Origin of the sequence: Vibrio navarrensis (assembly GCF_000764325.1) — a bacterium.
In the GTDB taxonomy this organism is placed as follows: Bacteria; Pseudomonadota; Gammaproteobacteria; order Enterobacterales; family Vibrionaceae; genus Vibrio; species Vibrio navarrensis.
This window is the reverse complement of record NZ_JMCG01000001.1, coordinates 1,267,893-1,292,964: the sequence shown is the minus strand read 5'-3', so window position 1 is coordinate 1,292,964 and position 25,072 is coordinate 1,267,893. Positions and strand designations below refer to the sequence as shown.

General features: G+C 46.6%; 19 protein-coding genes. 9 read left to right on the top strand and 10 right to left on the bottom strand.

What is annotated here, in order from left to right; translation table 11 throughout:
- The 4 genes from EA26_RS05850 to EA26_RS05835 form a co-directional block, all read right to left on the bottom strand.
- Positions 1-741: an ABC transporter permease gene (locus EA26_RS05850; RefSeq protein WP_039425244.1), complete on the bottom strand. Its 741-nt coding sequence runs from the start codon at positions 739-741 to the stop codon at positions 1-3.
- Between the two features lie 93 nt (positions 742-834).
- Positions 835-1,605 (bottom strand): L-arginine-binding protein AotJ, encoded by a 771-nt coding sequence (gene aotJ, locus EA26_RS05845; protein ID WP_039425241.1) that lies wholly within the window; start codon positions 1,603-1,605, stop codon positions 835-837.
- A gap of 136 nt (positions 1,606-1,741) precedes the next feature.
- The gene (locus tag EA26_RS05840; protein WP_039425238.1) at positions 1,742-2,512 is read right to left on the bottom strand and encodes an ABC transporter ATP-binding protein; all 771 of its coding nucleotides are present in this window, start codon (positions 2,510-2,512) and stop codon (positions 1,742-1,744) included.
- A gap of 244 nt (positions 2,513-2,756) precedes the next feature.
- Positions 2,757-4,253, bottom strand: coding sequence for a hypothetical protein (locus EA26_RS05835; protein WP_039425234.1), 1,497 nt, complete (start codon positions 4,251-4,253; stop codon positions 2,757-2,759).
- 457 nt (positions 4,254-4,710) lie between these two features.
- Here EA26_RS05835 and EA26_RS05830 point away from each other — a divergent pair, with 457 nt between their 5' ends.
- The 3 genes from EA26_RS05830 (at position 4,711) to EA26_RS05820 (ending at position 9,942) form a co-directional block, all read left to right on the top strand.
- Positions 4,711-6,258 (top strand): DUF3360 family protein, encoded by a 1,548-nt coding sequence (locus EA26_RS05830; protein ID WP_039425231.1) that lies wholly within the window; start codon positions 4,711-4,713, stop codon positions 6,256-6,258.
- A gap of 286 nt (positions 6,259-6,544) precedes the next feature.
- The gene (gene pflB, locus EA26_RS05825; RefSeq protein ID WP_039425229.1) at positions 6,545-8,821 is read left to right on the top strand and encodes a formate C-acetyltransferase; all 2,277 of its coding nucleotides are present in this window, start codon (positions 6,545-6,547) and stop codon (positions 8,819-8,821) included.
- Between the two features lie 140 nt (positions 8,822-8,961).
- On the top strand, positions 8,962-9,942 hold the full coding sequence (locus EA26_RS05820; RefSeq protein ID WP_039428803.1) for a lipid A deacylase LpxR family protein: 981 nt from the start codon (positions 8,962-8,964) through the stop codon (positions 9,940-9,942).
- Positions 9,943-9,944: 2 nt separating this feature from the next.
- On the opposite strand, the gene EA26_RS05815 is transcribed toward EA26_RS05820, so the two are convergent.
- The gene (locus EA26_RS05815; RefSeq protein ID WP_039425226.1) at positions 9,945-11,825 is read right to left on the bottom strand and encodes a methyl-accepting chemotaxis protein; all 1,881 of its coding nucleotides are present in this window, start codon (positions 11,823-11,825) and stop codon (positions 9,945-9,947) included.
- A gap of 197 nt (positions 11,826-12,022) precedes the next feature.
- On the opposite strand from EA26_RS05815, the gene pflA reads away from it, so the two are divergent.
- The 6 genes from pflA to EA26_RS05785 all read left to right on the top strand — a co-directional run bounded on the left by pflA (position 12,023) and on the right by EA26_RS05785 (position 19,227).
- Positions 12,023-12,763: a pyruvate formate lyase 1-activating protein gene (gene pflA, locus EA26_RS05810; RefSeq protein ID WP_039425223.1), complete on the top strand. Its 741-nt coding sequence runs from the start codon at positions 12,023-12,025 to the stop codon at positions 12,761-12,763.
- Between the two features lie 37 nt (positions 12,764-12,800).
- Positions 12,801-13,469 carry an energy-coupling factor ABC transporter permease gene (locus EA26_RS05805; protein WP_039425220.1) on the top strand — a complete coding sequence of 223 codons (669 nt, stop codon included), beginning with the start codon at positions 12,801-12,803 and terminating at the stop codon, positions 13,467-13,469.
- Positions 13,470-13,592: 123 nt separating this feature from the next.
- A complete protein-coding gene (locus EA26_RS05800) occupies positions 13,593-14,093 on the top strand; it encodes a YfbU family protein (protein WP_039425217.1) in 501 nt (166 codons plus the stop codon).
- Positions 14,094-14,447: 354 nt separating this feature from the next.
- Positions 14,448-16,382 (top strand): PrkA family serine protein kinase, encoded by a 1,935-nt coding sequence (locus tag EA26_RS05795; RefSeq protein WP_039425215.1) that lies wholly within the window; start codon positions 14,448-14,450, stop codon positions 16,380-16,382.
- A gap of 47 nt (positions 16,383-16,429) precedes the next feature.
- Positions 16,430-17,701, top strand: a complete 1,272-nt coding sequence (locus EA26_RS05790) for a YeaH/YhbH family protein (RefSeq protein WP_039425213.1) — start codon at positions 16,430-16,432, stop codon at positions 17,699-17,701.
- 11 nt (positions 17,702-17,712) lie between these two features.
- Entirely contained in the window at positions 17,713-19,227 is a 1,515-nt protein-coding gene (locus tag EA26_RS05785) for a SpoVR family protein (RefSeq protein WP_039425211.1), read from the top strand.
- A gap of 74 nt (positions 19,228-19,301) precedes the next feature.
- Here EA26_RS05785 and kdsB read toward each other — a convergent pair whose 3' ends face one another.
- Genes kdsB through EA26_RS05760 form a run of 5 tightly spaced genes read right to left on the bottom strand, consistent with a single transcriptional unit; the run spans position 19,302 to position 25,028 of the window.
- The gene (gene kdsB, locus EA26_RS05780; protein ID WP_039425208.1) at positions 19,302-20,060 is read right to left on the bottom strand and encodes a 3-deoxy-manno-octulosonate cytidylyltransferase; all 759 of its coding nucleotides are present in this window, start codon (positions 20,058-20,060) and stop codon (positions 19,302-19,304) included.
- Positions 20,060-20,239 carry a Trm112 family protein gene (locus EA26_RS05775; protein ID WP_039425205.1) on the bottom strand — a complete coding sequence of 60 codons (180 nt, stop codon included), beginning with the start codon at positions 20,237-20,239 and terminating at the stop codon, positions 20,060-20,062. The genes kdsB and EA26_RS05775 overlap by 1 nt, the downstream gene beginning before the upstream one ends.
- The gene (gene lpxK, locus EA26_RS05770; protein WP_039425201.1) at positions 20,220-21,227 is read right to left on the bottom strand and encodes a tetraacyldisaccharide 4'-kinase; all 1,008 of its coding nucleotides are present in this window, start codon (positions 21,225-21,227) and stop codon (positions 20,220-20,222) included. The genes EA26_RS05775 and lpxK overlap by 20 nt, the downstream gene beginning before the upstream one ends.
- Positions 21,227-22,978 carry a lipid A ABC transporter ATP-binding protein/permease MsbA gene (msbA, locus tag EA26_RS05765; protein WP_039425198.1) on the bottom strand — a complete coding sequence of 584 codons (1,752 nt, stop codon included), beginning with the start codon at positions 22,976-22,978 and terminating at the stop codon, positions 21,227-21,229. The genes lpxK and msbA overlap by 1 nt, the downstream gene beginning before the upstream one ends.
- A gap of 31 nt (positions 22,979-23,009) precedes the next feature.
- Entirely contained in the window at positions 23,010-25,028 is a 2,019-nt protein-coding gene (locus EA26_RS05760; protein WP_235425316.1) for a DNA internalization-related competence protein ComEC/Rec2, read from the bottom strand.
- Positions 25,029-25,072 lie beyond the last annotated feature (44 nt).

Genomic DNA, 25,072 nt, shown 5'->3' with positions numbered 1-25,072 from the left:
CTACCTCGCATAAATGCTGAATTTACGTTCGACAATTTTCAACAACCCGGTTGAAACACTGGTAAAGAACAAGAAAATAATCGCAACCGCCATGTAAAAAGTGAACGGCATCTTTGTTGATCCCGCGGCGAGAGAGCTCATGCGCACCATGTCTTCCAAACCGATAATCGACACCAGAGCGGTGGTTTTTAGCAGCACCAGCCAGTTATTGCCAAAACCGGGCAGTGCGTGACGGATCATTTGTGGCAACAGGATACGACGAAACGCCAAGGTTGCACTCATGCCGTAGGCTTTGGCGGCTTCGAGCTCACCTTTATCCACCGCCATGATGGCACCGCGAAATGTCTCTGCCATGTAAGCGCCAAAAATAAATCCAATGGTTAGAACACCCGCAATAAACGGGCTGACATCTAAGTAATCTGGGACGTAGGAGACCCATTCGTGATTCGGATCGCTGGATGCAAACCAGCCATTGAGCCATTCGTTGATGGCGTAAAGGGAATTATTGAGAAAGATCTGTCCGCCGAAGAAGATCAACATCATCAGAACCAGATCAGGAATACCGCGAATGATGGTGGTGTAGAGTGTCGCGATTGCTCTTGCCCAGCGATACGGGGCCATTTTCGCCAAGGCACCTAGCATGCCAAGCAGCATCGCTAAGAGCACGGAGAGTAGTGCTACTTCAATAGTGAGCAGCGCCCCTTTTAGAATTGAGGCTTCATATCCTTGTAAATCCAGCATAGGTGAGTTCCTAATCCCTAGAATCCAGAGTCCTGATTGCCGGGTACATCCAGGAACGAACCGGCAATCAGGGAGCAGTGTTATCGGCTGGTATTAGTTACCATAAACATCGTACTTAAAGTACTTCGCTTCGATTTGCTGATAAACACCTTTCTCACGCAGAGAGATGATAGCGGCGTCTAGTTTCTTAGTGAGATCTTTGTCTTGCTTACGTACTGCGATACCGAAACCTTCACCGAACCACTTCTCATCAGTCAGTGATGGGCCAACAAATTCGTATGCGTCACCGCCCGCTTTGTTGAGCACACCTTCTTCGAGTGCCGACGCATCCCCGAGTACCGCCGCTACACGGCCATTGGCAAGGTCTAAGTACGCTTCGTCAAAAGACCCATAACGTACAATTTCAACTTTGCCACCATAGTTATCAGTTAGGTATTTGTCGTGAGTGGTCGCACGTTGAACTGCGATTTTTTGACCATCTAGATTAGCAAAGTCTAGGTTTGCACCTTTTTTAGCAATAAACTTATTTGGTATTAGTGCATATTTTCCAGTGAAATCGACTTTCTTTTTGCGCTCTTCGGTAATCGACATCGCAGCGATAATCGCGTCATATTTACGAGCAAGCAGAGAAGGAATAATTCCATCCCAATCTTGAGGTACTATCTTGCACTCCACCTGCATCTCTTTACACAGCGCATTTGCCATATCTACGTCAAAACCCTTCAGAGAGCCATCGGCTTCTGTCCAGCTAAACGGAGGATAAGCCCCTTCAATACCGAAACGCACGGTTTTCCAATCCTTCGCTTGTGCGATACCCGATACCGCTGTGGCGGCCAAAGTTGCTGCGAGTAACCACTTCTTCATATCCATACTCCTGTGATTGTTTTCTTTATATTGCGATGTTGTGTCTAGGTTCTAGGTTCTAGGTTCTAGGTTCTAGGTTCTAGGTTCTAGGTTCTAGCAATTACTATCTTTCTTGCTTCAGTCAGCAAGCAAAACCTTAATAAATAGACGAGATAAACTGTTTTAACCGTTCTGAATCTGGCTTTGTAAACAGTTTAGCTGGGTTCCCCTGTTCTTCCACCAGCCCTTGATGAAGGAACATCACGTGGTTTGACACATCACGAGCAAACGCCATCTCGTGCGTCACGACGAGCATGGTTCGCCCTTCCGCGGCCAAATCTCGCATTACCCCTAATACTTCACCGACCAATTCTGGGTCGAGCGCGGAAGTCGGTTCGTCAAACAGCATCACTTCCGGTTCCACTGCTAGAGCGCGAGCAATCGCGGCACGCTGCTGTTGACCGCCAGACAAATGCCCTGGGTAGTAATCTTTGCGTTCATACAGACCGACTTTCTTCAGCAGTATCTCTGCATTTTCTATCGCCTGCGCTTTGGGCACCCCAAGCACATGCACAGGCGCTTCAATCACATTTTCCAGCACTGTCATGTGTGACCATAAATTGAACCCTTGAAAAACCATGGCTAAACGTGAACGGATACGTTGCACTTGTTTCTCATTGGCTGGGACAGATTCGCCTGCACGGTTGTTTTTCATCTGGATCAATTCGCCGTTAACCCAAATTTCCCCTGCGGTTGGCGTTTCAAGTAAATTAATGCATCTTAGAAAGGTACTCTTACCGGAACCGGAAGAGCCGATGATAGAAATGACATCCCCTTTATGCGCAGAAAGTGAAATACCCTTAAGCACTTCGTTCTGACCAAAAGTTTTGTGCAGTTGTTTAATGTCCAGCGCTGGTACATCTTGCATGCGCTTCTACTCCCTGTATTTTTTGTCACTGCCGGGGCACTCCGCCCTCTTATTGGGTTACAAGCTAGCATTCTATCAATTTGCCTGCAACAATTTATTAACCTGAAAAAATCGAATAACTAGAAATGAATAATGTATTTTTATTCACCATTTAGCAAATTATTCTTTTTAACCTGCATAGAGAGTAAAAAAAGCCTCCGAGATGGAGGCTTTACGTAAATCACAATTTAACAAAATAAAAATACTACTGATTGCGCTGCAATGTAATGTAATTAACTGTTTTGCTCTGAGCCTGTAGCCTAGTACGCTCAGCCTCATCAATCATCAGTCCATGTGAATCAATTGATTCGCTAGTGGCAGTTGTATCCTTAAACTGATCCATAACGTATCTAGCACTTAGATCGCTTTTCTCTGTGCTAAACCAATAATTTTGTTGTAAAGAGAATGAATTAAGATCACTAGCATTCATCTTTGAGATATTCGGAAGAATTACAGTGTCGTTAACAAACGAGTAAAGCACATGCAGCTTAATGGCCGTCTGATCCGAGTTTGGTCTAATGCTAATACGCTGTACGCCATTTTCACTTTCTTGAATAGCAATATTATCGGCTAAGTCAACTTGTAGTGCACCGCTAGTATTGTTTGACAGTGTAACAGGATTTGAAGATAACGAAGCTGTGTTAAATAACGTTGATTCATCAAGTGACAACGCCCAAGTATCATCAATTGGCAAATTTAATGTTGCCGTCCAGTTAGTTTGGGGAACCACAGAGCTCTGAGCAAACCACTGCTCTCCAACACGCAAAGTCGAAGGGTGAAAATACTTCGACTCTGTTTTGGGTATTGAGGAAAGCATTTTACTGGTGTTTTTGTACACAATACCTATGTCGGTGTCTCCATAATCGACACTAGAGGGGCGGGAGATAGGTTGTTCCTCGCCCGTATAACTCATTTCAATCTTCCCATTACTAGTACTCCAATCGTCAAAGCCATATTGGAACAAAGATGAAGTGCTATTTGCTTGACGATATTGAGTAACCAAAGTTATGTCGTTAGACAAAGCTTGAAATCCAGTATCAGCCGTAATCTCAGAATTAGAGGACGCTACCTGCTCTAGCTCCGATTTAAAATGGAACATAAGCACTGCGGAATCTCCCTGGGTATCACCATTTTTATAACTGATCCCTGTTTTCGTTACTTGAGTTAAGTTTGCCGAACTAATGCAACTTGAAACTGAGGATGGAATCGCTGTGACAGCTGTTAAGGTCAGGTTATTTAATTCATTTTTATAGCTTTCAAGAAATTCTTTGGTAAAGGATGTTACGTAAATACCCCCCAGAGCAAAGCTTTCTTTGATACTAACAAAACCCCCAGCAGGAATATTTTCCAAAACAATCTTAGCCTTCCCACTATCTACAAAAACTTCTTCTCCCTGAGCCACACCATTATTGTCTGAATAGACAACTGAGAGAGAATCGTCAATAGCGTCAGTCACTGGTCTAGCAATCAAAATTTTGGTGTTAGGCGTATTTGCAACTTCGGTACGCTCTCTTTGATAAATTTTGCAAGAGCTATTTGTTGCTGTACCTATGTCTTGCCACTCAGCCTTCACAAAGCTCACATTAAGAACTGTTTGAACTGGGCCACCGCCACCACCGCCACCGCCACCGCCTCCACCGCCGCAGCCAACCAATACGCCAGAAATCATCGCTACAAGCGGCAATAGTTTTAAATTCTTCATATTCTCTTCCTGATACGGCAAAGTTTCGCCAATTAAACGTCACTCAACGGACAATAGCAAAATTAGCGCCAACTTCTTGCACTTCAATGTCCAATTTGTGAACAAACAAGCTCATCTTGATGCATAACTGTTTCAAATTTTCTAAAAAAAGTTACTTATGAAAGCGAATTACATATAAAAAGCATGGTTTTTTCGCAACTGAGATACTTTCCGTAGTTTTCTTTCACATCAATTCTTTCAGTGATCTAAATCAATCATCCTAAAGGGTTAACTTGTTAGACTCGCGGCAAAGATGAGGCTGCTTTCAAGCCATCATTAATTAAAAAACTTAGCTATGCTTAGGCACGTCGTACTCGTGCAACAATTAAGTGAATAATAGCGAGCATAAACGGCCTGTAAAAAGCCGGCGTGTGGAATTGAGAAAGAATTACTAACTTTTTAAATATATGAGGAATCTATGTCAGACGCAGTGAATAAAGTGCACTCTGATTCAGATATCGAGACAAAGAGCTATCAAGAGCTTCATCGTCCCGCTTCTGAATTTGCCAGCCGCTCAGACTACTTAGACCACGAACTGCAGATCATGAAGCCACGTCGCTTCGGTCTTAACCTTCCTGGCCGTGACTTCCGTTTTGAACTTGAAGACCTTGTTCCAGCACTCGCAGGCACTATCGGCATCATCGCGATGTACTCAGCAGTGATGATGTCTTGGGCTGATGGCCTCACTCAAGCTTGGGATCACGTCAACTTAGGTAAAGAATTCGCTATCGAAGTTGCTCGTGTGGAAATGTTGTTCCCAGCTCTGTTCTTCTGTGTTATCGCTTCTGGCTTTGTCAATCCACGAGCCAACCTAGCGGGTAACCACGGCCCAATGATCCCTCTTATCGGCGCGATCGCTCTTGCCGGTGCACACCCTCTTGCATTGGCACTGTTACTCGGCGTTTTTGGTCTGCTTCTGAGCTACTTCAAAGGCGGTTCTAAGCTGGTGAACCTCACCTCCGAAGGTACCGCAGGCGGCTTGTTGATTTTCCTCGGTTTTACAGGGACGATGAGCCAAATCACGTCAATCCAAGAATGGGCCGTCGGTTTACAATCTGCAGACATTGCTGCGGGTAGCCTAGGTTACATTGGCTTGGTGGTACTTGGCATTAACATCGTTATTTATGCGCTTCTTGCCAAGATCAACCTACGCTGGTTGGCCATTCCTGTCTGTGCGTTTACGGGTTTGGTCATCGCCCTACTGCTTGGCGCGGGCTTCGACTTAAAATTCGAAACTCAAACTGGTCTGCCAAATCTAAACCCTGTTTACTGGTGGGGCAGCACTGAGACCGGCTGGCAACTCGGCTTGCCAAATCTGCAGCACTTTATTGCTTCTCTGCCATTTGCGATTCTAGCGGTAGCGATGTGGTCTCCAGATTTCCTTGGCCACCGTATTTTCCAAGAATTGAACTATCCTAAGAAGACAGAAAAAGTACTGATGGATGTGGACGACACCATGACCATGTGTTCTATCCGCCAGATGGTTGGTACCGCACTGGGCGGCGGCAACATCACTTCGTCTTGGGGGACGTACATGATTCCAGCAGCGATTGCAAAACGTCCAATCCCTGCAGGCGCGATCATTCTAGGTACTCTGGTTATGACCATCGCCGTTCTTGGTTTCCCAATGGACGTTGCGGTATGGCCACCCGTAATGCGCTGTGCGCTTCTCGTTGGTGTGTTCCTGCCGCTGCTTGAAGCAGGTATGCAGATGGTGAAAGACACCAAAGATTCACAAGCTGCGGGCATCTGTATCTTTGGTTCTGCGGTGGTTAACCCTGTGCTGGCTTGGGCATTGACCATGCTTCTGGACAACAATGGCCTGATTGGTGACAAAGAGCGTGCATCTAAACTCTCTTTTGTTGACAAAGTCGTTATCCCTGGCGGCGTGCTGATTATCTGTCTGGTTGCTATGCTCGCAGTGGGTATGCTAGAAAGCCAATATGGCATTAAAGCCTGGCTGTAAGATTAAAAAAAAGTGTGGGTGGTGCTGGTCACCACCCAAATTTTATTGAGTTTTTTGAGGATTTATTGATTTAGTTTAAGGTTTGCAAATTTTTTTTAGCTTAACCTAACGTCAAGTCATCAAGATACCCAACAAAAACAGTGACAATATCTATCGCTTTCTGGCGAGCTCAAAAACCGATAGATATTGTTATTCATAAGAGTGTACTGGGCCTCTTCTATAAGAGGATGGCTGGCTCAACAGTCACAGCAGTACGTGTTTTTTCTACTAAAAAGGTAGGTATGTCATGGCAGAGCAATTTGCTAAAGCTTGGGAAGGTTTTGCGGCAGGTGAGTGGCAAAACGAAGTAAACGTTCGTGATTTCATTCAGAAGAACTACACTCCGTACGAAGGCGACGAATCTTTCCTAGTTTCTGAAGGTACTGAAGCAACCAACAAGCTTTGGGCTAAAGTAATGGAAGGTATCAAAATCGAGAACTCGACTCACGCTCCAGTTGATTTCGATACTGACCTGATCTCTACCATCACTGCTCACGATGCAGGCTATATCAACAAAGATCTTGAAAAGATCGTTGGTCTACAAACTGACGCCCCTCTTAAGCGCGCTATCATCCCTAACGGTGGTATCCGCATGGTAGAAGGTTCTTGTAAAGTTTACGGCCGTGAACTCGATCCTCAAATTTCTAAAATCTACACAGAATACCGCAAAACGCACAACGCTGGCGTATTCGATATCTACACTCCAGATATCCTAGCTTGTCGTAAGTCTGGTGTTCTGACTGGTCTTCCAGATGCTTACGGCCGTGGTCGTATCATCGGTGACTACCGTCGTGTTGCGCTATACGGTATCGACTTCCTAATGAAGGACAAACTGGCTCAGTTCAAGTCTCTACAGGAAAAATTTGAAAACGGCGAAGATCTGCAAATGACCATGCAACTTCGTGAGGAGATTGCAGAGCAACACCGTGCATTAGGCCAGATGAAAGAAATGGCTGCGAAATACGGTTACGATATTTCTCGTCCTGCTGAAACTGCACAAGAAGCTATCCAGTGGACTTACTTCGGCTACCTAGCGGCTGTTAAGTCTCAAAACGGCGCGGCTATGTCTCTAGGTCGTACTTCTACCTTCCTAGACGTGTACATCGAGCGTGATATCGCTGCTGGTAAGATCACTGAAGTTGAAGCACAGGAAATGATCGACCACTTCGTAATGAAGCTACGTATGGTTCGTTTCCTACGTACTCCTGAGTACGATGATCTATTCTCTGGTGACCCAATTTGGGCAACAGAATCTATGGGTGGTATGGGTCTTGACGGTCGTACGCTAGTAACGCGTTCAAACTTCCGTTTCCTAAACTCTCTATACACTATGGGCCCTTCTCCAGAGCCAAACATCACGGTTCTTTGGTCTGAACAGCTACCTGAAGGCTTCAAGAAGTTCTGTGCGAAGGTATCTATCGATACGTCTTCTATCCAGTACGAAAACGACGACCTAATGCGTCCAGACATGAACTCTGACGACTACGCAATCGCATGTTGTGTATCTCCAATGGTTGTTGGTAAACAAATGCAGTTCTTTGGTGCTCGTGCAAACCTTGCAAAAACTATGCTTTACGCAATCAACGGCGGTGTTGATGAGAAGCTGAAAATGCAAGTTGGCCCAGTAATGCCTAAGATCACTTCAGAAGTACTAGACTTCAACGAAGTGTGGAGCAACCTAGACCACTTCATGGATTGGCTAGCTAAGCAGTACGTTGCTGCACTAAACGCCATCCACTTCATGCACGACAAGTACAGCTACGAAGCGGCTCTAATGGCACTACACGACCGTGACGTATACCGTACAATGGCATGTGGTATCGCAGGTCTCTCTATCGCAGCTGACTCACTTTCTGCAATCAAGTACGCGAAAGTGAAACCAATCCGTGACGAAGATGGCGTAGCAATCGACTTCGAAATCGAAGGCGACTACCCTAAATTCGGTAACAACGATGCTCGCGTTGATGATATCGCTTGTGAACTTGTTGAAGTGTTCATGAACAAGATCCGTAAGCTTAAGACTTACCGTAATGCTGTTCCTACTCAGTCTATCCTTACTATCACATCTAACGTGGTATACGGTAAGAAGACAGGTAACACGCCAGACGGTCGTCGCGCAGGTGCGCCATTTGCGCCAGGTGCTAACCCAATGCACGGTCGTGATGAGAAAGGTGCAGTAGCGTCTCTGACTTCAGTAGGTAAACTGCCATTTGCTCACGCGAAAGACGGTATCTCTTATACCTTCTCTATCGTGCCAAATGCACTGGGTAAAGATGAGAACGCTCAACGAGCTAACCTTGCTGGCCTAATGGATGGTTACTTCCACCACGAAGCAGGCATCGAGGGTGGTCAACACCTGAACGTTAACGTTCTAAACCGTGACACTCTGCTTGATGCAGTTAAGCACCCTGAGAAATACCCTCAGCTAACAATCCGCGTTTCTGGTTACGCTGTACGCTTCAACTCGCTAACTGCAGAGCAGCAAGCTGACGTAATCGCACGTACGTTTACTGAATCTCTATAAGATTTCAATGTGATATCCAAGCCGGCGCTCTATGCGCCGGCTTTTTGTTTTTTGGTTACTAATTCTATCAACAAGCCAAGCTAACTCTGGGAGATAGCAGGATATTGCAGTATGATGAGGCGAAAAACTGTTGTGACATTATGAGATTACTTACTTACCTTGCGCTTGGACTGCTCTCCCCAACGACTCTCGCTTCCGAGGGCGCCACTTTCACGTTTAGTCTCGACAACGACGGCATTTTTGGCGTCGATCAGGACTATACCAATGGCATCTTTCTCTCCTATACCACACCAGCGTTAAGCCGCGAGGGTCAGTATGCTTGGATGAGTCTATCGGAGAAGTATGCTAGCTCAATTGATAAATTCGAATGGTTAATCGGCCACAAAATGTGGACGCCATCAGACATTGGTGCCACAGAGCCGATCGCCAATGATCGCCCGTACGCTGGTTTTTTTCATACCGAAATCAATTACCTCAGCCTGAATCCGCAGCAATCTGTGCGCTATAACCTAACACTTGGGACTACAGGCGAGCACGCTTTATCGGAAAAGGCGCAGCGCTTAGTGCATAGCATTACCGGCTCGACTGAACCCAAAGGGTGGGAGTATCAAGTCGATAATCAGTTTACTGTCGGGGTTGGTTACAAGCGTTTCGATAACTTGCACCGTGAAGTACATCGAGACAGCAAAGAGTGGGAAATCTCTAACCTAGTCGAGGTGAACGCCAGCACTTTTCGCAGTGATGTCTCTGCGGGGATAATGTTCCGTTATGGCTCGGAGCTCAGCCAGTCGATGGGAGCAGCCGACATCAGCGTGGAGCGGCCGTTTAACGCCAGCATGATGGGCAACACTTCGTCCGGCTGGTTTCTCTTCTCTGGTATTACTGGTCGATACCGTTTCAATGATCTGAGTATTGAAGGTGAGCGCTCAGGCATTCCGGAGCCAAGTGAAGCGTACGATGTCACTCTACAACACTGGCAAAGCACTGCGGTTGCGGGGATCGCCATGTACAATAGCACTTTGGGTTTTAGCTTCACATTGGCAGTGAAAACACCAGACTACATTGAGTCGCCTCACACCATCTATGGAAATGGCGCACTTTCTATGTACGCCTTTTTCTAAGCTCAAATTTTAAAATTCTGGCATTCGTTACTGAGAGTGCGGGAATGGCTGTCAACCAGTTTACTCACTTCCCGCAACTCTTGGTTATTGGTCTCCAGCTCTCGCATCGCATGGGAAATTTGGGTCATGCTATCGGCCATGGATTGACTGGTCGTCGCCAGCTCTTTCATCGAACTAAAGATCACTTCGGTTTGCTGGCTGGCCTCATCGGCTTTGTCGGTGATGTGTTTGAGCGCATTGATCGCTTCGTGTCCTTTCTGCTGCCCTTTCTCGATGGTTTTGCCTGAGTTGCTGATGTACTGAATAACCTCGGCACTTTCGTTTTTCATCGTCTCAATCGTGCCCGAAATTTCACTGACGGCATCTACGGTCCTTACCGCAAGGCTTCGTACTTCATCAGCCACCACCGCAAAACCTCTCCCTTGCTCACCAGCGCGAGCGGCTTCAATCGCAGCATTGAGCGCCAACAGATTCGTCTGTTCTGCAATGCCATTGATGATATCCATCACCGAATCTATTTTCGCTGAAGCTTCTTCAAGCTGGCTAATGTGTCCAGAGGCAGAATGCAAAATGTCTGCTACCTGTTCAAGAGAACCGATCGCTTCTGCAATCACTTTTCCGCCTTCTTCCGCCGCTTGGTTTGAAGCTTTACTGATCTCAGAAACAAATTCGAGCGAGCTGGAAACCTCACTGGTCGTAACGCTAACCTCTTCGGTAGCAGAGGCGATCAACTGCGTTTGTCCCATGATGTCCGCTTGATGACGGGCGAGATTGTCTAGCCCCGTTCTCAGTTCGCCCGCATAATTGGCAAGAGATAGACTGCTCTGCTGTACGCCAGAAACCAGTTCACCTAAGTTTTCACAACTTTTATTTACTGCCTGAGACAAGAGGTTAAATTCATCTTGGCTGTTTTGGTTAGTTTCAAGACGTCGAGACAAATCCCCCTGCGCAATGGCTTGGATCATCTGACTAATTCTATCGAGTGCTTTTGTCAAAGATGCACTTAAGTTAACAAAAATAAGGATGGTCAACAGAGCCAATGCGCCAGAAGCAATCAACACCGACCATTTGGTGCTGTCGGAATAATTAGCGGCTCTCTTTTGGTAATCGGAAGCCATGCCACTTAACATTTCAGACGCTTGTTGGATCTGCTGTAAAGAAGCCTGCTGAGTGGAGGCGAGTTGCTGTTCAATTGAGCTCAGTTGCTGTAACAGTTCACTGACTCTTGTAAAAGTGGTTTTGAACTCGTTTATCTCTTGCTCGTACAAGTCCAGCATGCCGTAGCTATTAGACACATTGACAAACATAGCCATTGAGCGGTTAAACAGCTTTAAGTTTTGCTCGTTGGCTTGCAACAAATAATTTTGCTGAGTCTTAATCATCTCTTGGAAATCCGAGTTGATGGTCACCATCCCCGTTTCCGCGATTTTTGCTTCAATGATTTTGGCTAACTCTTTCATTCGTCCAAGTTTACCTTCATCGACGGAAAAGCCGACTTCAGAGCGCAGCTCCAACCAAGGGACAAGCGATTGATCAAACTCTTGAATCGCCTTTTTCATCGAACTGGCTTGCGAATTTAAGGCAAATTGGCTCAGCGTATCGCTCGCATCTTGAACATTGTTATTCAGCGCCTGTACATCCCCCCGGATTTCAGCCACCTGGCTTAAGCTCATTTGACGCAGTTTCCCCGACAATAAAAGCAGTTCAACCTGAGTTTTCGCGATTTGTCTGGCCCCCTCTGAAACTAGACTGCTCTTCACATACTGTTCCGTCATCGAGCCAAGTTGTTTGGACGTGTAAAAAGCAAGAGCAACAAATCCCAAAACAAGTACACTCAAAAACAACAAGATCTTGTGTTTTTGAGAAAGCGCAAGCGTATTCATGGTTTACATCCCTACAACATAGTTATTTATTTTTACACCCAAAAGTGGTTACTTTTATAACATAATAACAATTCTGCAAACTGTCATCTTCATGACGCAAATTTGCTGCCATGCGCACCTACCAGACTAAGACTGTTTTAACCCTAGTTTTTGTAATAAAATGACAATCAAAATTTGGTAAGAATTGAGAGCAACTCATGTCAACAACTGGTCGTATTCACTCCTTTGAATCCTGCGGTACCGTCGATGGCCCTGGTATTCGCTTTATTGTCTTTATGCAAGGTTGTTTAATGCGCTGTAAGTATTGCCACAACCGAGATACATGGGACACTCACATTGGTAAAGAAGTCTCTGTGGAAGAGATCATCCGCGAGGCAAAATCCTACCGACATTTTATGAACGCCTCTGGCGGTGGCATAACTTGTTCAGGTGGCGAAGCCATGTTACAACCTGAATTTGTGCGCGACTTTTTCCGAGCGGCTAAAGCGGAAGGTATTCACACTTGCTTAGATACCAACGGTTATGTGCGCAAACATACGGAAGTTATTGATGAGGTGCTGGATGCCACCGATTTGGTGATGCTCGACATTAAACACATGAAAGATGAAATCCACCACGATTTCATCGGTGTATCAAACAAACGTACGCTGGATTTCGCCCGTTACCTGCACAAAATCGGCCAAAAGACTTGGATCCGTTACGTTATCGTACCCGGTTATACCGATGATCCTGAGGCGGCGCACATGCTTGGGGACTTTATCAAAGACATGGACAATATTGAGAAAGTAGAGCTACTGCCCTACCACAAACTCGGCGCGCACAAATGGGAAGCGATGGGACAAGATTATCCTCTGGAGGGAGTCAACCCACCGCCGAAAGAGACGATGGATGCGATGGTGGCCATTTTGTCCCAATACCACAGCAACGTTAAATACTAACGCCGCACAGACATTCCTCTCTCACGGATTTTAGTACATGGATGTATTTACTCTTTTCTGCTCAGGCCTAACGATTTTGATTGGCTGGCGTTTCTGCTGGGCAGATTTCAAGCGCGTTGTTTTGCCTAAGCTGCTCAATGAAAAGAGTTTTCAACATCTCACTTTTGCCGTTATTTTTATCCTGTTTTTGCTCTGGCGCACACAAGCTGGGATCAAAGATGGGCTGCAGGTTCATTTTCTTGCTCTCACCACTCTGACCATGATGTTTGGTTGGCGAATGGCTTTTCTGATTTGTCTACCTGTCACCTTCGGGCTAGCCTTAACCAGTGACATGCCTATCTCAGCCATTCCAGAGTACCTAACGCTGTCGGTGCTGTTCCCCATCGCCATTTCTTATCTGATTTTTTGCCTAAGTTACCACTACCTGCCACGTAATATCTTTGTCTTTATTTTTATCGCCGGTTTTCTCAATGCGGCTATCACTGGCAGCTTGCATTTGATGGTTAACGCGCTCTATCACCTTTGGTCTGGTCATTATGATTGGCAAACCATTTGGGACAATTATTTCATTTTGGTCCCTCTGCTCGCCTTTCCAGAAGCCTTGCTAAATGGCATGTCACTTGCCGTGCTTTGCGTGTTCAAACCTGAGTGGTTAAGGGTCTTCTCCGACCATGATTACATTTTCAACCATTACCACAAACACTGAACAAATCGACAAACATAATTTGTACTTTTCGAATTAAATCTGTGTTGAGATCATGTTTCATCGTGTGATGTTCCGCTAACCTAACTTCAACAACACAATAAAATTATCTTCAGTGAGGTCACCATGGAAATGTCAAACACACAGCGTTTGATCCTATCAAATCAGTACAAACTCATGTCACAGCTCGACCCAAGCAATGCGGCCAAATACCAACGTTTAAAAACCATTATTGAGCGCGGTTATGAGCTACAGATGCGTGAGTTAAACAAAGATTTTGGCTGTATTTCGGAAGCACACTGCAAAGAAGTGATCGACATTATGGAGATGTATCACGCTATGCAGGAATCAAACAAAATGCTCTCTGATAGCGAGCGGTCAGAGGTGGATCAGCGTCGGCTACAGTTCCTAGGTTTCGACATCGCATCAGAAGCTCAATTGGTCCACTACGTGCGTTTCTTAGTCGACTCCGAAGGCTTGTATCCTCAATTTGATAAAGCAGACCACCATTTCAACAGTCAAATGCCGATGTTAGAAAAATACCGCCGCATGCTGGCGAGCTGGAAAAAGTGTCCTCGCCAGTACCATCTGTCTGCCACGGAGTTGCGCCAAATCTTCAGTGCATAAGCGAACTCAAACCGTTTTCTCCAAGGCTGGCAAATGGGCCAGCCTTGTTTTTTTAGCCATTGTTCTTTTGCCACATCAAACCACATCTTTTTGCGCCCTTAAACGTCACTCTTCGCTCCTTGCATCAGGCAAATTGACACCAAAAATATCGCCATAAGAACCCATATTCTTCCTGAATTCAATCTGTTTGAGCACCATGGAAAGAGGCGATCGACACCACATCTCAACAAGTATTTTTTTAAATAAACACATAATTGTTAAGCAAAATTGCAAATCGCGGTCTAGGCTTATCCTTGAGAAGGGACGATATTTGCCAACGTTCGTCAGCAGACTGAATAAGAAGGGGAATGTGACATGAGTATTTTTGACCACTATCAAGCTCGCTATGAAGCAGCAAAAGACGAAGAGATGTCGATACAAGACTTCCTTGCGCTGTGCAAAGATGACAAAAGTGCCTATGCAAATGCAGCAGAACGACTTCTTATGGCGATTGGAGAGCCAGAGCTGATCGACACCTCGCATCATCCTCGCCTCAGCAGACTATTTTCTAACCGTGTCATCTCACGCTACAAAACGTTTAAAGATTTTTATGGCATGGAAGATGCGATCGAGCAGATCGTTTCTTACCTAAAACACGCCGCGCAAGGGTTAGAAGAACGCAAACAGATCCTCTATTTGCTCGGTCCGGTTGGCGGTGGTAAATCCTCACTGGCGGAAAAACTCAAAGCCTTAATGCAGCAAATGCCCATTTATGTCTTGAGCGCAAACGGGCAGCGTAGCCCGGTCAACGACCACCCTTTCTGCCTGTTTGATGTCAATGAAGACGGCGATATCCTACAGCAGGAGTATGGCATTGAAAAACGCTACTTACGCTCCATCATGTCGCCTTGGGCGGCAAAACGTTTGCACGAATTCGGGGGGGATATCAGCAAATTTAAAGTGCTGAAAGTGCGTCCTTCCATTCTCGACCAAATTGGCATCGCCAAAACCGAACCGGGCGATGAGAACAACCAAGACATTTCCTCCTTGGTTGGTAAAGTCGACATTCGTCGTCTTGAACATTATTCGCAAGACGATCCGGATGCTTACAGCTACTCAGGTGCGTTGTGTAAAGCGAACCAAGGTTTAATGGAATTCGTCGAGATGTTTAAAGCCCCGATCAAGGTGTTGCATCCACTTTTGACCGCAACTCAAGAAGGGAACTTTAACGGCACTGAAGGGCTGTCAGCCATTCCATTTGATGGCATGATTCTCGCGCACTCGAACGAGTCAGAATGGCAAACTTTTAGAAACAACAAGAACAACGAAGCGTTCCTTGATCGGGTTTATATCGTCAAAGTCCCTTACTGTTTGCGTGTTTCAGAAGAGGTTAAAATCTACCAGAAACTCCTTGAGCACTCCGAGCTGTCCAAAGCACCTTGTTCACCGAGCACGCTCGAACTACTGGCTCAGTTCAGTATTCTGTCTCGTTTGAAAGAGCCAGAAAACTCGTCGATTTACTCAAAAATGCGCGTCTATGACGGTGAAACCTTAAAAGATACCGATCCAAAAGCGAAGAGTTATCAAGAGTACCGCGACTACGCGGGTGTCGATGAAGGGATGAAAGGTCTTTCTACCCGTTTCGCCTTTAAGATCCTCTCGCGTGTGTTTAACTTTGACCATACTGAAGTGGCGGCAAACCCGGTTCATCTCTTCTATGTGATTGAGCAGCAAGTCGAACGGGAGCAGTTCCCACAAGATACGGCAGATCGTTACCTAGAGTTTCTCAAAGGCTACCTCGTCCCGCGCTACGTGGAGTTTATTGGCAAAGAAATTCAAACTGCCTACCTCGAGTCTTACTCTGAATATGGCCAGAATATCTTTGACAGATACGTCACCTACGCCGATTTCTGGATTCAAGATCAAGAGTACCGTGATCCGGAAACTGGCCAGTTATTCGACCGTTCTGCCCTAAATGGCGAGTTGGAAAAAATCGAGAAAACCGCGGGTATTTCTAATCCGAAAGATTTCCGCAATGAGATTGTCAATTTTGTTCTGCGTGCTCGAGCCAATAACAATGGACAAAATCCGGTTTGGACCAGCTACGAAAAACTGCGCACCGTCATCGAGAAGAAAATGTTCTCCAACACAGAAGATCTGCTTCCGGTTATCTCTTTCAACGCGAAAACCTCTTCTGACGATCAGAAGAAACATGACGACTTCGTTGCTCGTATGATGGAAAAAGGCTACACCGAGAAACAAGTACGCCTACTTTCCGAGTGGTACCTGCGTGTACGTAAATCGTCCTAACCCAGAGCAATGAGTTAGGTCTTGTGGAACATGGAGAGGGGAATTTCATGGCGCAATTTATCGACCGGAGGCTCAATGGCAAGAATAAGAGCGCTGTCAACAGACAGCGCTTCTTGAGACGCTACAAAGAGCAAATCAAAGAGTCTGTTGCGGATGCAGTAAATCGCCGCTCGATCACCAATACCGAGACCGGTGAAGATGTTGCCATTCCGCACAAAGATATCAAGGAACCTATTTTCCATCAGGGGAAAGGCGGACTACGCGAGCGTGTACACCCGGGAAACGACCAATTTATCACTGGTGATAAGATCGAACGGCCAAAAGGAGGACAAGGCGGTGGCGGTTCCGGTGAAGGCGACGCAAGCGCCGACGGTGAGGGACAAGATGATTTCGTCTTTCAGATTTCAAAAGACGAGTATCTCGACATCCTGTTTGAAGATCTGGCGCTGCCCAATCTGAAGAAAAACCAAGTCAATAAAATTACCGAGTGGAAAAAACACCGAGCAGGTTTCCAAACTGCCGGTATTCCATCCAACATCTCTGTTGTTCGTTCTCTGCAACAGTCTTTGGCTCGTCGCACCGCGATGACCGCTGGCAAAAAGCACCTGATGCAAGAATTGGAAGAGGAATTAGAACGCATCCAGAATAGGGAGCCAGCGCAAAAGCTGGAAGAGATGCGCATCAAACAAGAGATTGAAGAGTTGCGAAAGCGCATTGAAACAGTCCCTTTCATTGACACCTTTGATCTGCGTTTTAAAAATTATGAGAAAAAGCCCGTGCCATCGAGCCAGGCCGTCATGTTCTGTTTGATGGACGTTTCAGGCTCAATGGATCAAGCGACTAAGGACATAGCAAAACGCTTTTATGTGCTGCTTTATCTGTTCTTAACTCGTACCTATGAGAATGTTGAAGTGGTCTTTATTCGTCACCACACACAGGCCAAAGAGGTGGATGAGCATGAATTTTTCTACTCTCAAGAAACTGGGGGAACCATTGTGTCCAGCGCTCTCAAGTTGATGGATGACATTGTCAAGCAGTGCTATCCCGTTGGAGAATGGAACGTTTACGCTGCACAAGCTTCCGACGGCGATAACTGGGCAGATGACTCTCCACGCTGTCGTGAACTGTTAACCAATAAGTTACTGCCTAACTGCCAGTACTACGCTTACATTGAGATTACACGTCGTTCTCACCAAACTCTTTGGCACGAATATGAAAAATTAGGAGAAAGCTTCGACAACTTTGCGATGAAGAATATCCGCTCAGTAGAGGATATCTTCCCGGTATTTAGAGAGCTGTTCCAGAAAGAGACGGCATAGGAGGACTGCGCATGACAACCAAAACTAAGCAAAAGCGTAAAACCTTACCAGATGGACCTGACTGGACTTTCGAACTGCTGGATAAATACCATCAAGAGATAAAGCGGGTGGCAGAGCACTATCGTCTGGACACTTACCCTAATCAGATCGAAGTGATCACCTCAGAGCAGATGATGGATGCCTATTCAAGCATCGGTATGCCAATCAACTACAACCACTGGTCGTTCGGCAAAAAATTTATTCAAACTGAGCAAAATTACAAACACGGACAAATGGGCTTAGCCTATGAGATTGTGATCAACTCCAACCCTTGCATCGCCTACTTGATGGAAGAGAACACCGTCACCATGCAAGCTTTGGTCATGGCACACGCTTGTTATGGACATAACTCCTTCTTCAAAGGCAATTATCTATTTCAAACCTGGACCGACGCCAGTTCTATCATTGACTACTTACTTTTTGCCAAAAATTACATTGCTGAGTGCGAAATCAAGTATGGTGAAACCGAAGTGGAAAAACTGCTCGATTCCTGTCATGCACTGATGAATTTTGGCGTTGATCGTTACAAACGGCCAGAGAAGATTTCAATCAACGAAGAGAAAGCCCGCCAAGAGGAGCGCGAAGCGTACTTGCAATCACAGGTCAATGAGCTGTGGCGAACTGTGCCGAAAGCCAAAGCCAAAGAAGAGCGCAATCAGATTCGATTCCCCAGTGAGCCGCAGGAAAACATCCTCTACTTTATTGAAAAGCATGCGCCATTGCTTGAGCCGTGGCAGCGTGAAATTGTGCGTATCGTGAGAAAAATCAGCCAATACTTTTATCCGCAAAAACAGACTCAAGTGATGAACGAAGGCTGGGCAACTTTCTGGCATTACACGATTTTGAATCATCTTTACGACGAGGGATTAGTGTCCGATAAGTTCATTCTGGAATTTTTGCACAGTCATACCAGTGTGGTCGCTCAGCCCCCCTATAACAGCCCCTATTTCAGTGGTATCAATCCGTATGCACTCGGGTTTGCCATGTTCAGAGACATCAAACGTATCTGTGAAGAACCCACCGATGAAGACCGTGAATGGTTCCCGGAACTCGCTGGCAGCAACTGGCTAGACGCCGTTCATTTCGCTATGCATAACTTTAAAGACGAGAGTTTTATCAGCCAGTACTTGTCACCTAAAATCATCCGCGATTTTAAACTGTTTGCTATTCAAGATGACGACCGTAAAAACTTTATTGAAGTGAATGCGATTCATGACGATAGCGGATATCGAAAAATCAGAGAAGCATTGGCCGCACAGTATAATTTGTCGAACCTAGAGCCAAATATTCAGGTCTTCAATGTCGATGTGCGTGGTGACCGTTCGCTGACACTGCAATATGTGCCGCACAATCGGATCCCGCTGGATAAAAGCTATGAAGAAGTGCTAAAACACTTGTATCGTATTTGGGGCTTTGAAGTGATCTTGGAAGAAGTGAAGGAATCCGGGCATCGCGAAGTTCTGGCCACGTGTCCCGCCAAGGAGTAGAGACACACAATTCTGTTTTATGCACGATTGAGTAAACAAAAGCCTAACGTACTACACATTAGGCTTTTTTGATTTTACTTGTTTGCTTGGCTAACAATGTGCCTTACAAGCTCAAGATCCGCGGGGGTATCCACGCCCGCCGGTGGCGCTTCTTTTGCCAGTGCAACATGAATTTTCTCACCGTACCAGAGCACACGTAGTTGCTCAAGGCACTCGATCTTTTCCAATGAGCTTGGTTGCCAGTTAACGTACGTATTGATAAAACCTGCGCGGTAAGCGTAGATACCAATGTGACGCATCAATGCCTGAGGCGGCAGTTTTTCACCGCGCGCATACGCATCGCGATCCCAGGGAATGGTTGCGCGGCTAAAATAAAGTGCATAGCCTTCTTTGTCTGTTACAACCTTCACCGCATTGGGATTGAACACTTCCTCTTCGTTGGTTATCGCAACGCCAAGAGTCGCCATAGGCGCAGTGCTCGCGGCTAAATTATCCGCCACTTGACGAATGATCGCTGGTGGAATCAGCGGCTCATCACCCTGCACATTCACAATAATGTGATCGTCGGCAATGCCCATGCTTTTCACCACTTCCGCAAGGCGCTCGGTACCCGATTCATGATTCGGTGACGTCATACAGACTTTGCCACCAAAAGCAACAACAGCATCAGCAACACGCTCATCATCGGTCGCAATAATCACATCTTGCGCACCTGCTTGGATCGCTTGTTCGTAAACCCACTGAATCATTGGTTTACCCGCAATATCCGCCAGTGGCTTGCCCGGCAGACGGCTAGACTGGTAACGAGCAGGAATAACAACCGTGAATGACATTAGCGCCCCTCGTCCATGGCCATACTGCGAGCCTCTGGCTCAAGTAATACAGGAATACCCTCTTTAATTGGGTAGGCGAGACGATCGAGCTTACAGATCAACTCCTGATTATCTTTATCGAATGTTAATTTTCCTTTGCATACTGGGCACGCAACAATCTCAAGCAGACGGTGATCCATACTTTCTTATAACCTCTGTTATTCTTTGTAAAATCTGTTGTTCTTTGTGCAAATCAAACTGCGCCGATACCGGTAAATACCACCAGTTCTTCAGGGCAAATTGGCGGCACTTGACCGCATCTTTTTCTGTCATTATGACGTTTTCACCCTGAATAACCAATTTCTCCAACGCTTTCTGCTCAAAATCTTGGTGATCAGCAAACTCTTGGGTAGCCACTAATTTAGCGCCTAACTGCTCTAACGTGGCAAAAAAACGCGGCGGATGGCCAATGCCAGCAAAAGCGACCAGAGCGGCGAGCGATTGCACTTCTACCTGCTCTCCTGTAAGCAAGTTAATGGCTTTTCCCGGCGCTAGTGTCATACCAATTTCATCCGGCTTAGCCTTACCACCGTTGGTGATGACAAAATCGACACTAAGTAAGCGTGAAACGGGTTCACGCAGTGGGCCAAGTGGAATCAACTGCTCTGAGCCAAAGCGTCGCTGCCCATCAACCACGACGATTTCAACGTCACGCTGTAAGGCATAATGTTGCAAGCCATCATCGCTGATAATGACATCCACCCCTTGGCTTAGAAGCGCTTTTACCGCTTGAGGGCGATTGGGATCAACCGCCACAAGGGCGCCAGTACGTTGAAAAATCAGCTTGGGTTCGTCACCACAATGTGCGGTTAAAGTCGTTTCATCAACGAGCAAGGGATAACTTGACGCTTTCGCACCATAGCCGCGTGAAACAACGCCGGGTTTGAAACCCTGTTGTTGCAACGCTTCCACCAGCCAAACCACAACTGGGGTCTTACCATTGCCGCCAGCCGTAATATTACCCACGACGACCACTGGCACAGGTGCTCTATAGGCAGTTTTTTTGCCGAGCAGATAGGCCTGTTTCTTACGACGGCTGATAACACCAAACAGCAAAGAGAGTGGCCACAGCAGCGGCCACAATAGATACTTGATCGGGTGGTTCTCAAACCAAATTTTTTCGACCACTAGGAGTCACCAAACTGAATCTTATGCAGCTGGGCATAAGCGCCATCTTTGGCGATCAGCTCAGCGTGCGAGCCTCGTTCGATAATGGTTCCGTCATCGACCACTAAGATCTGGTCTGCTTGTTCAATGGTTGACAAGCGGTGCGCAATGACCAAGACGGTTTTGTCTTTTTGCAACTCATCTAATGCAGATTGAATTGCCCTTTCTGATTCAGTATCCAAAGCAGAAGTTGCTTCATCGAGGATCAGTACTGGCGCATCACGCAGCAATGCCCGAGCGATAGCAATCCGTTGACGCTGGCCCCCAGACAAACTGGCACCATTTTCACCGATAACCGTATCGAGACCATGTTCCATTTTGGAGATAAACTCCATCGCATGAGCCAGTTCAGCGGCACGTTCAATATCGGCACGGCTATACTTGTCTTCCGCAGCATAAGCAATATTGTTCGCCAAGGTATCGTTAAACAGGTGGACATTTTGTGATACTAAAGCAAAGTGAGTGCGTAAATTTTTCAGTTCATAGTCACGAATATCAACGCCATCTAGCTCAATTGAGCCTTCATCGACATCGTAAAAACGGGTGAACAGATTCGCTATGGTACTTTTGCCTGAACCAGAACGGCCAACCAACGCTACCGTTTTGCCTTTCGGTATATCAAAAGAGACATGCTGCAGCGCCGGCTTTTCCGTGCCTTGATAAGTAAACGAGATATCTTTTACCGCAACAAACCCTTCTGCGCGCTCTACTGTATGAGTTCCGTGGTTTTTCTCCGGTTCAATATCCACCAGCGCAAACAGCGTCTGCGCCGCGGCCATACCACGTTGGAACTGCGAAGTGACACTTGTCAGCGCTTTTAACGGGCGCATGAGCCCAAACATCGCAGAGAAAACTACAGTGAAAGTCCCGGGGGTCAGTTGCTCTTTTATTGAGTCAACGCTCGCCAAATAAAGCACCACAACAATGGCAACCGATGCAATCATCTGAATGATCGGGTTAGCGGCCGCTTGTGCCGTGACAAGCTTCATGCTCTGCTGACGCATTTGGTTGCTGACTTTATCAAAGCGCTGCTTTTCAACGTCCTGACCACCATAACTCAGCACCACTTTATGCCCTTTGAGCATCTGTTCCGCTGAACTGGTAACAACACCCATAATGGTTTGCATATTTTTGGAGATTTTACGAAAGCGCTTAGACACCACGCCGATCCCCCATGCCACAACAGGGGCAACCAAAATCAACACCAGAGAAAGCTGCCAGCTGTTGTAGAACATCAGTACTAACAAGCCAATAATACTTGCGCCTTCACGCACTATGCTTACCAATGCCTGACTGGTTGCAGCTGAGACCTGTTCTGAATCGTAGGTTATCCGTGACAGCAAACTACCCGATTTTTCACGATCAAAAAACGAGACTGGCATTTGCATATAGTGGTTAAACACCATACGACGGATTTGCATCACCACGTTCCCAGAGACCCAACTCAAGCAATACGCAGAGATAAAACTGCTGACACCACGAATGAACATCATGGCGAAAATAATCAATGGCAAGGTACGAAGGAAGTCTGATTCGGCACTGCCAAACCCTTCATCAAGAAGCGGTTTGAGCAACGAAACCATGTAGGTATCAGAAACGGCGTTAATCACCAATGCAACAACGGCAACGGCTAATCCAGATTTGTAAAGACGGATAAAAGTCCACAGACGCTTAAAAGTGCGCCAAGTTGATTCATCTGCTGTAATCGACATAGATAAGAGATTCTTTTCTTTAATCAAGCGGTCATTCTACTTGGTTCCGCAGCATCTGCCTATACCAAGGCTGCAAACTATTGCTGCGCAGCGTTTTTACTGACCAACGACCTTGGTGAACCCAAACCGTAATCTGCCCTTCTTCTCCACTATCTAGCCAGCGCACCGCCTGCTGCTGATAAGTGCGTAGCACCTCTTTTCTCGGCATGCCCCACTGGTTACCTTTGGCGAGAGAGGCCAACGCCAACTGCGGCGCGACTGCGGCGACAAAATCGGGTGAGGACGAGGTTAAACTACCATGATGCGGGACCAGCATAATATCGCTTCGCACCGCTTCAGGCTCTCGAGCCAAGATCCACTCGGCGACGGCATCAATGTCTCCCGTGAGTAAGATTGAAAACTGATTTTCCCTATCGCTGAGCCGAATCACGCACGAGTGAGGGTTATAGGCGCGCTTAACCAGTTTCGGGGGCCACAGTACTTCAAGCAGCATCCCTTGCCATTCATGCTGCTCACCACGAAGACAGGGTAAATAGTGCTCTTGCTGCGAACTGCTCATGCGCCATTTCGGAGACAGCATCGCCTCTACATACGCTTTTCCTCCAGCATGGTCGTTGTCTAGGTGACTAAGAATCAGACCATCCAGTTCCCGATGTCCCCTTTTAAGCATCACAGGCTCAATGATCTGTTGGGCAATACTGCCGTCCAACCACCCTTTGCCTGTGTCATAAAGCAGCAGGTGTTTATTTTTCTCAATCAATACCGCCAGCCCATGGCCGACATCCAATAGATCAATACGGATATCACTCTGCTGACGATGACCTATGCTCATCGCCATGCTTATCCCAAAGGCAGTCAACGCAAAACTGGGGGTAAACAGGCGTCGAAGCAGGATCAGCAGAGCCAAAAGGGTGATAATGGCTATCTGCCCGTCGGTGAGTGGCCACCATCCGTGGCGTGCGTAAGGCAACAGCAGGCTTAGCGGTTGTAAAGACCAATCTGCCAGTTGCCAAATGAGCGCGGCGACGCTTGACAAAGCTAAGGCCGAAAACAACAAACCAGCCAGCACCAAAGGAACCACCGCCAGCGTAAACCAGGGGATAAACACTAAGTTGTATGCCAGAGCGGCAACACTAAAACCTGAAAAGAAGTGTCCAGTCACTGGCGCGAGAAACAGCAGTAACAATGCTTGTGTGAGTAGCAGGTTTGTTGCTCTCTTTCGCCATGAGGCATGAAAATGACCTTGGTTGATGGTGAGAAAAACCGCGCCGACGGCGAGAAAAGATAACCAGAAGCTAGAAGAAAGCGGGGAAAAAGGTGATAACACTAAACAGCATGCCAGCACCAAAAGTAAGGTACTCCAACGACTTATCTGCCCGTTCATCAAGGAGAACGATGCCATCAAGAGACAAAAGATGAGTGCTCGCTGAGTCGGTAGGGTAAAGCCGGCCAACCAGGCATAAGCCCAAGCAAACACCAAACCGAGCATAGTCGGCACAAAAAGAAGGGGCCTTTGCCCTACCCGCATCCAATGGCCGAGCCAATAGCCACAACCAAACGCCATACCTATATGCAGGCCAGAGATCGAAAGAAGATGAATCAATCCACTCTGTTTGAGCTGCTGCCACTGTTGCGTCTCGATCTGGTCACGCACGCCAAAACTGAGTGCCATTAGCAAAGCTGAGTGCGATGCCTCCGCCAATTGCAGGGAGACTTTTTCAATCAGCGCCGATCTAACCGAGTACCTCGACGTAACCCGCCACGAATGCCGTAGATCAAGTGTTGCTCTGGCTAAGACTTGTTGGCTGAGAGCGAACGTTTCACTGTCAAATCCAGCTTGATTCAGCAGTCCATAAATGGGTTTGATGTTTACTCGGCCAGCAAGGAGATCACCCTGAGTGAGCAAAATTGGCGCAATTAGGCGAACTTTTGCTCGTTCAAAAAACGTCAGTGGCTGGCCATTAATGTGCGTAATATAAATAATACCTTCATAGCCGTGACTTATTTGCTTAAAGGGGCTGTCAACTTGCCCGTTTATGGTAATATTCACCCCTGCCTGAAACAGGGTGTCCGCTTTCCGCTGGATTAGATTTC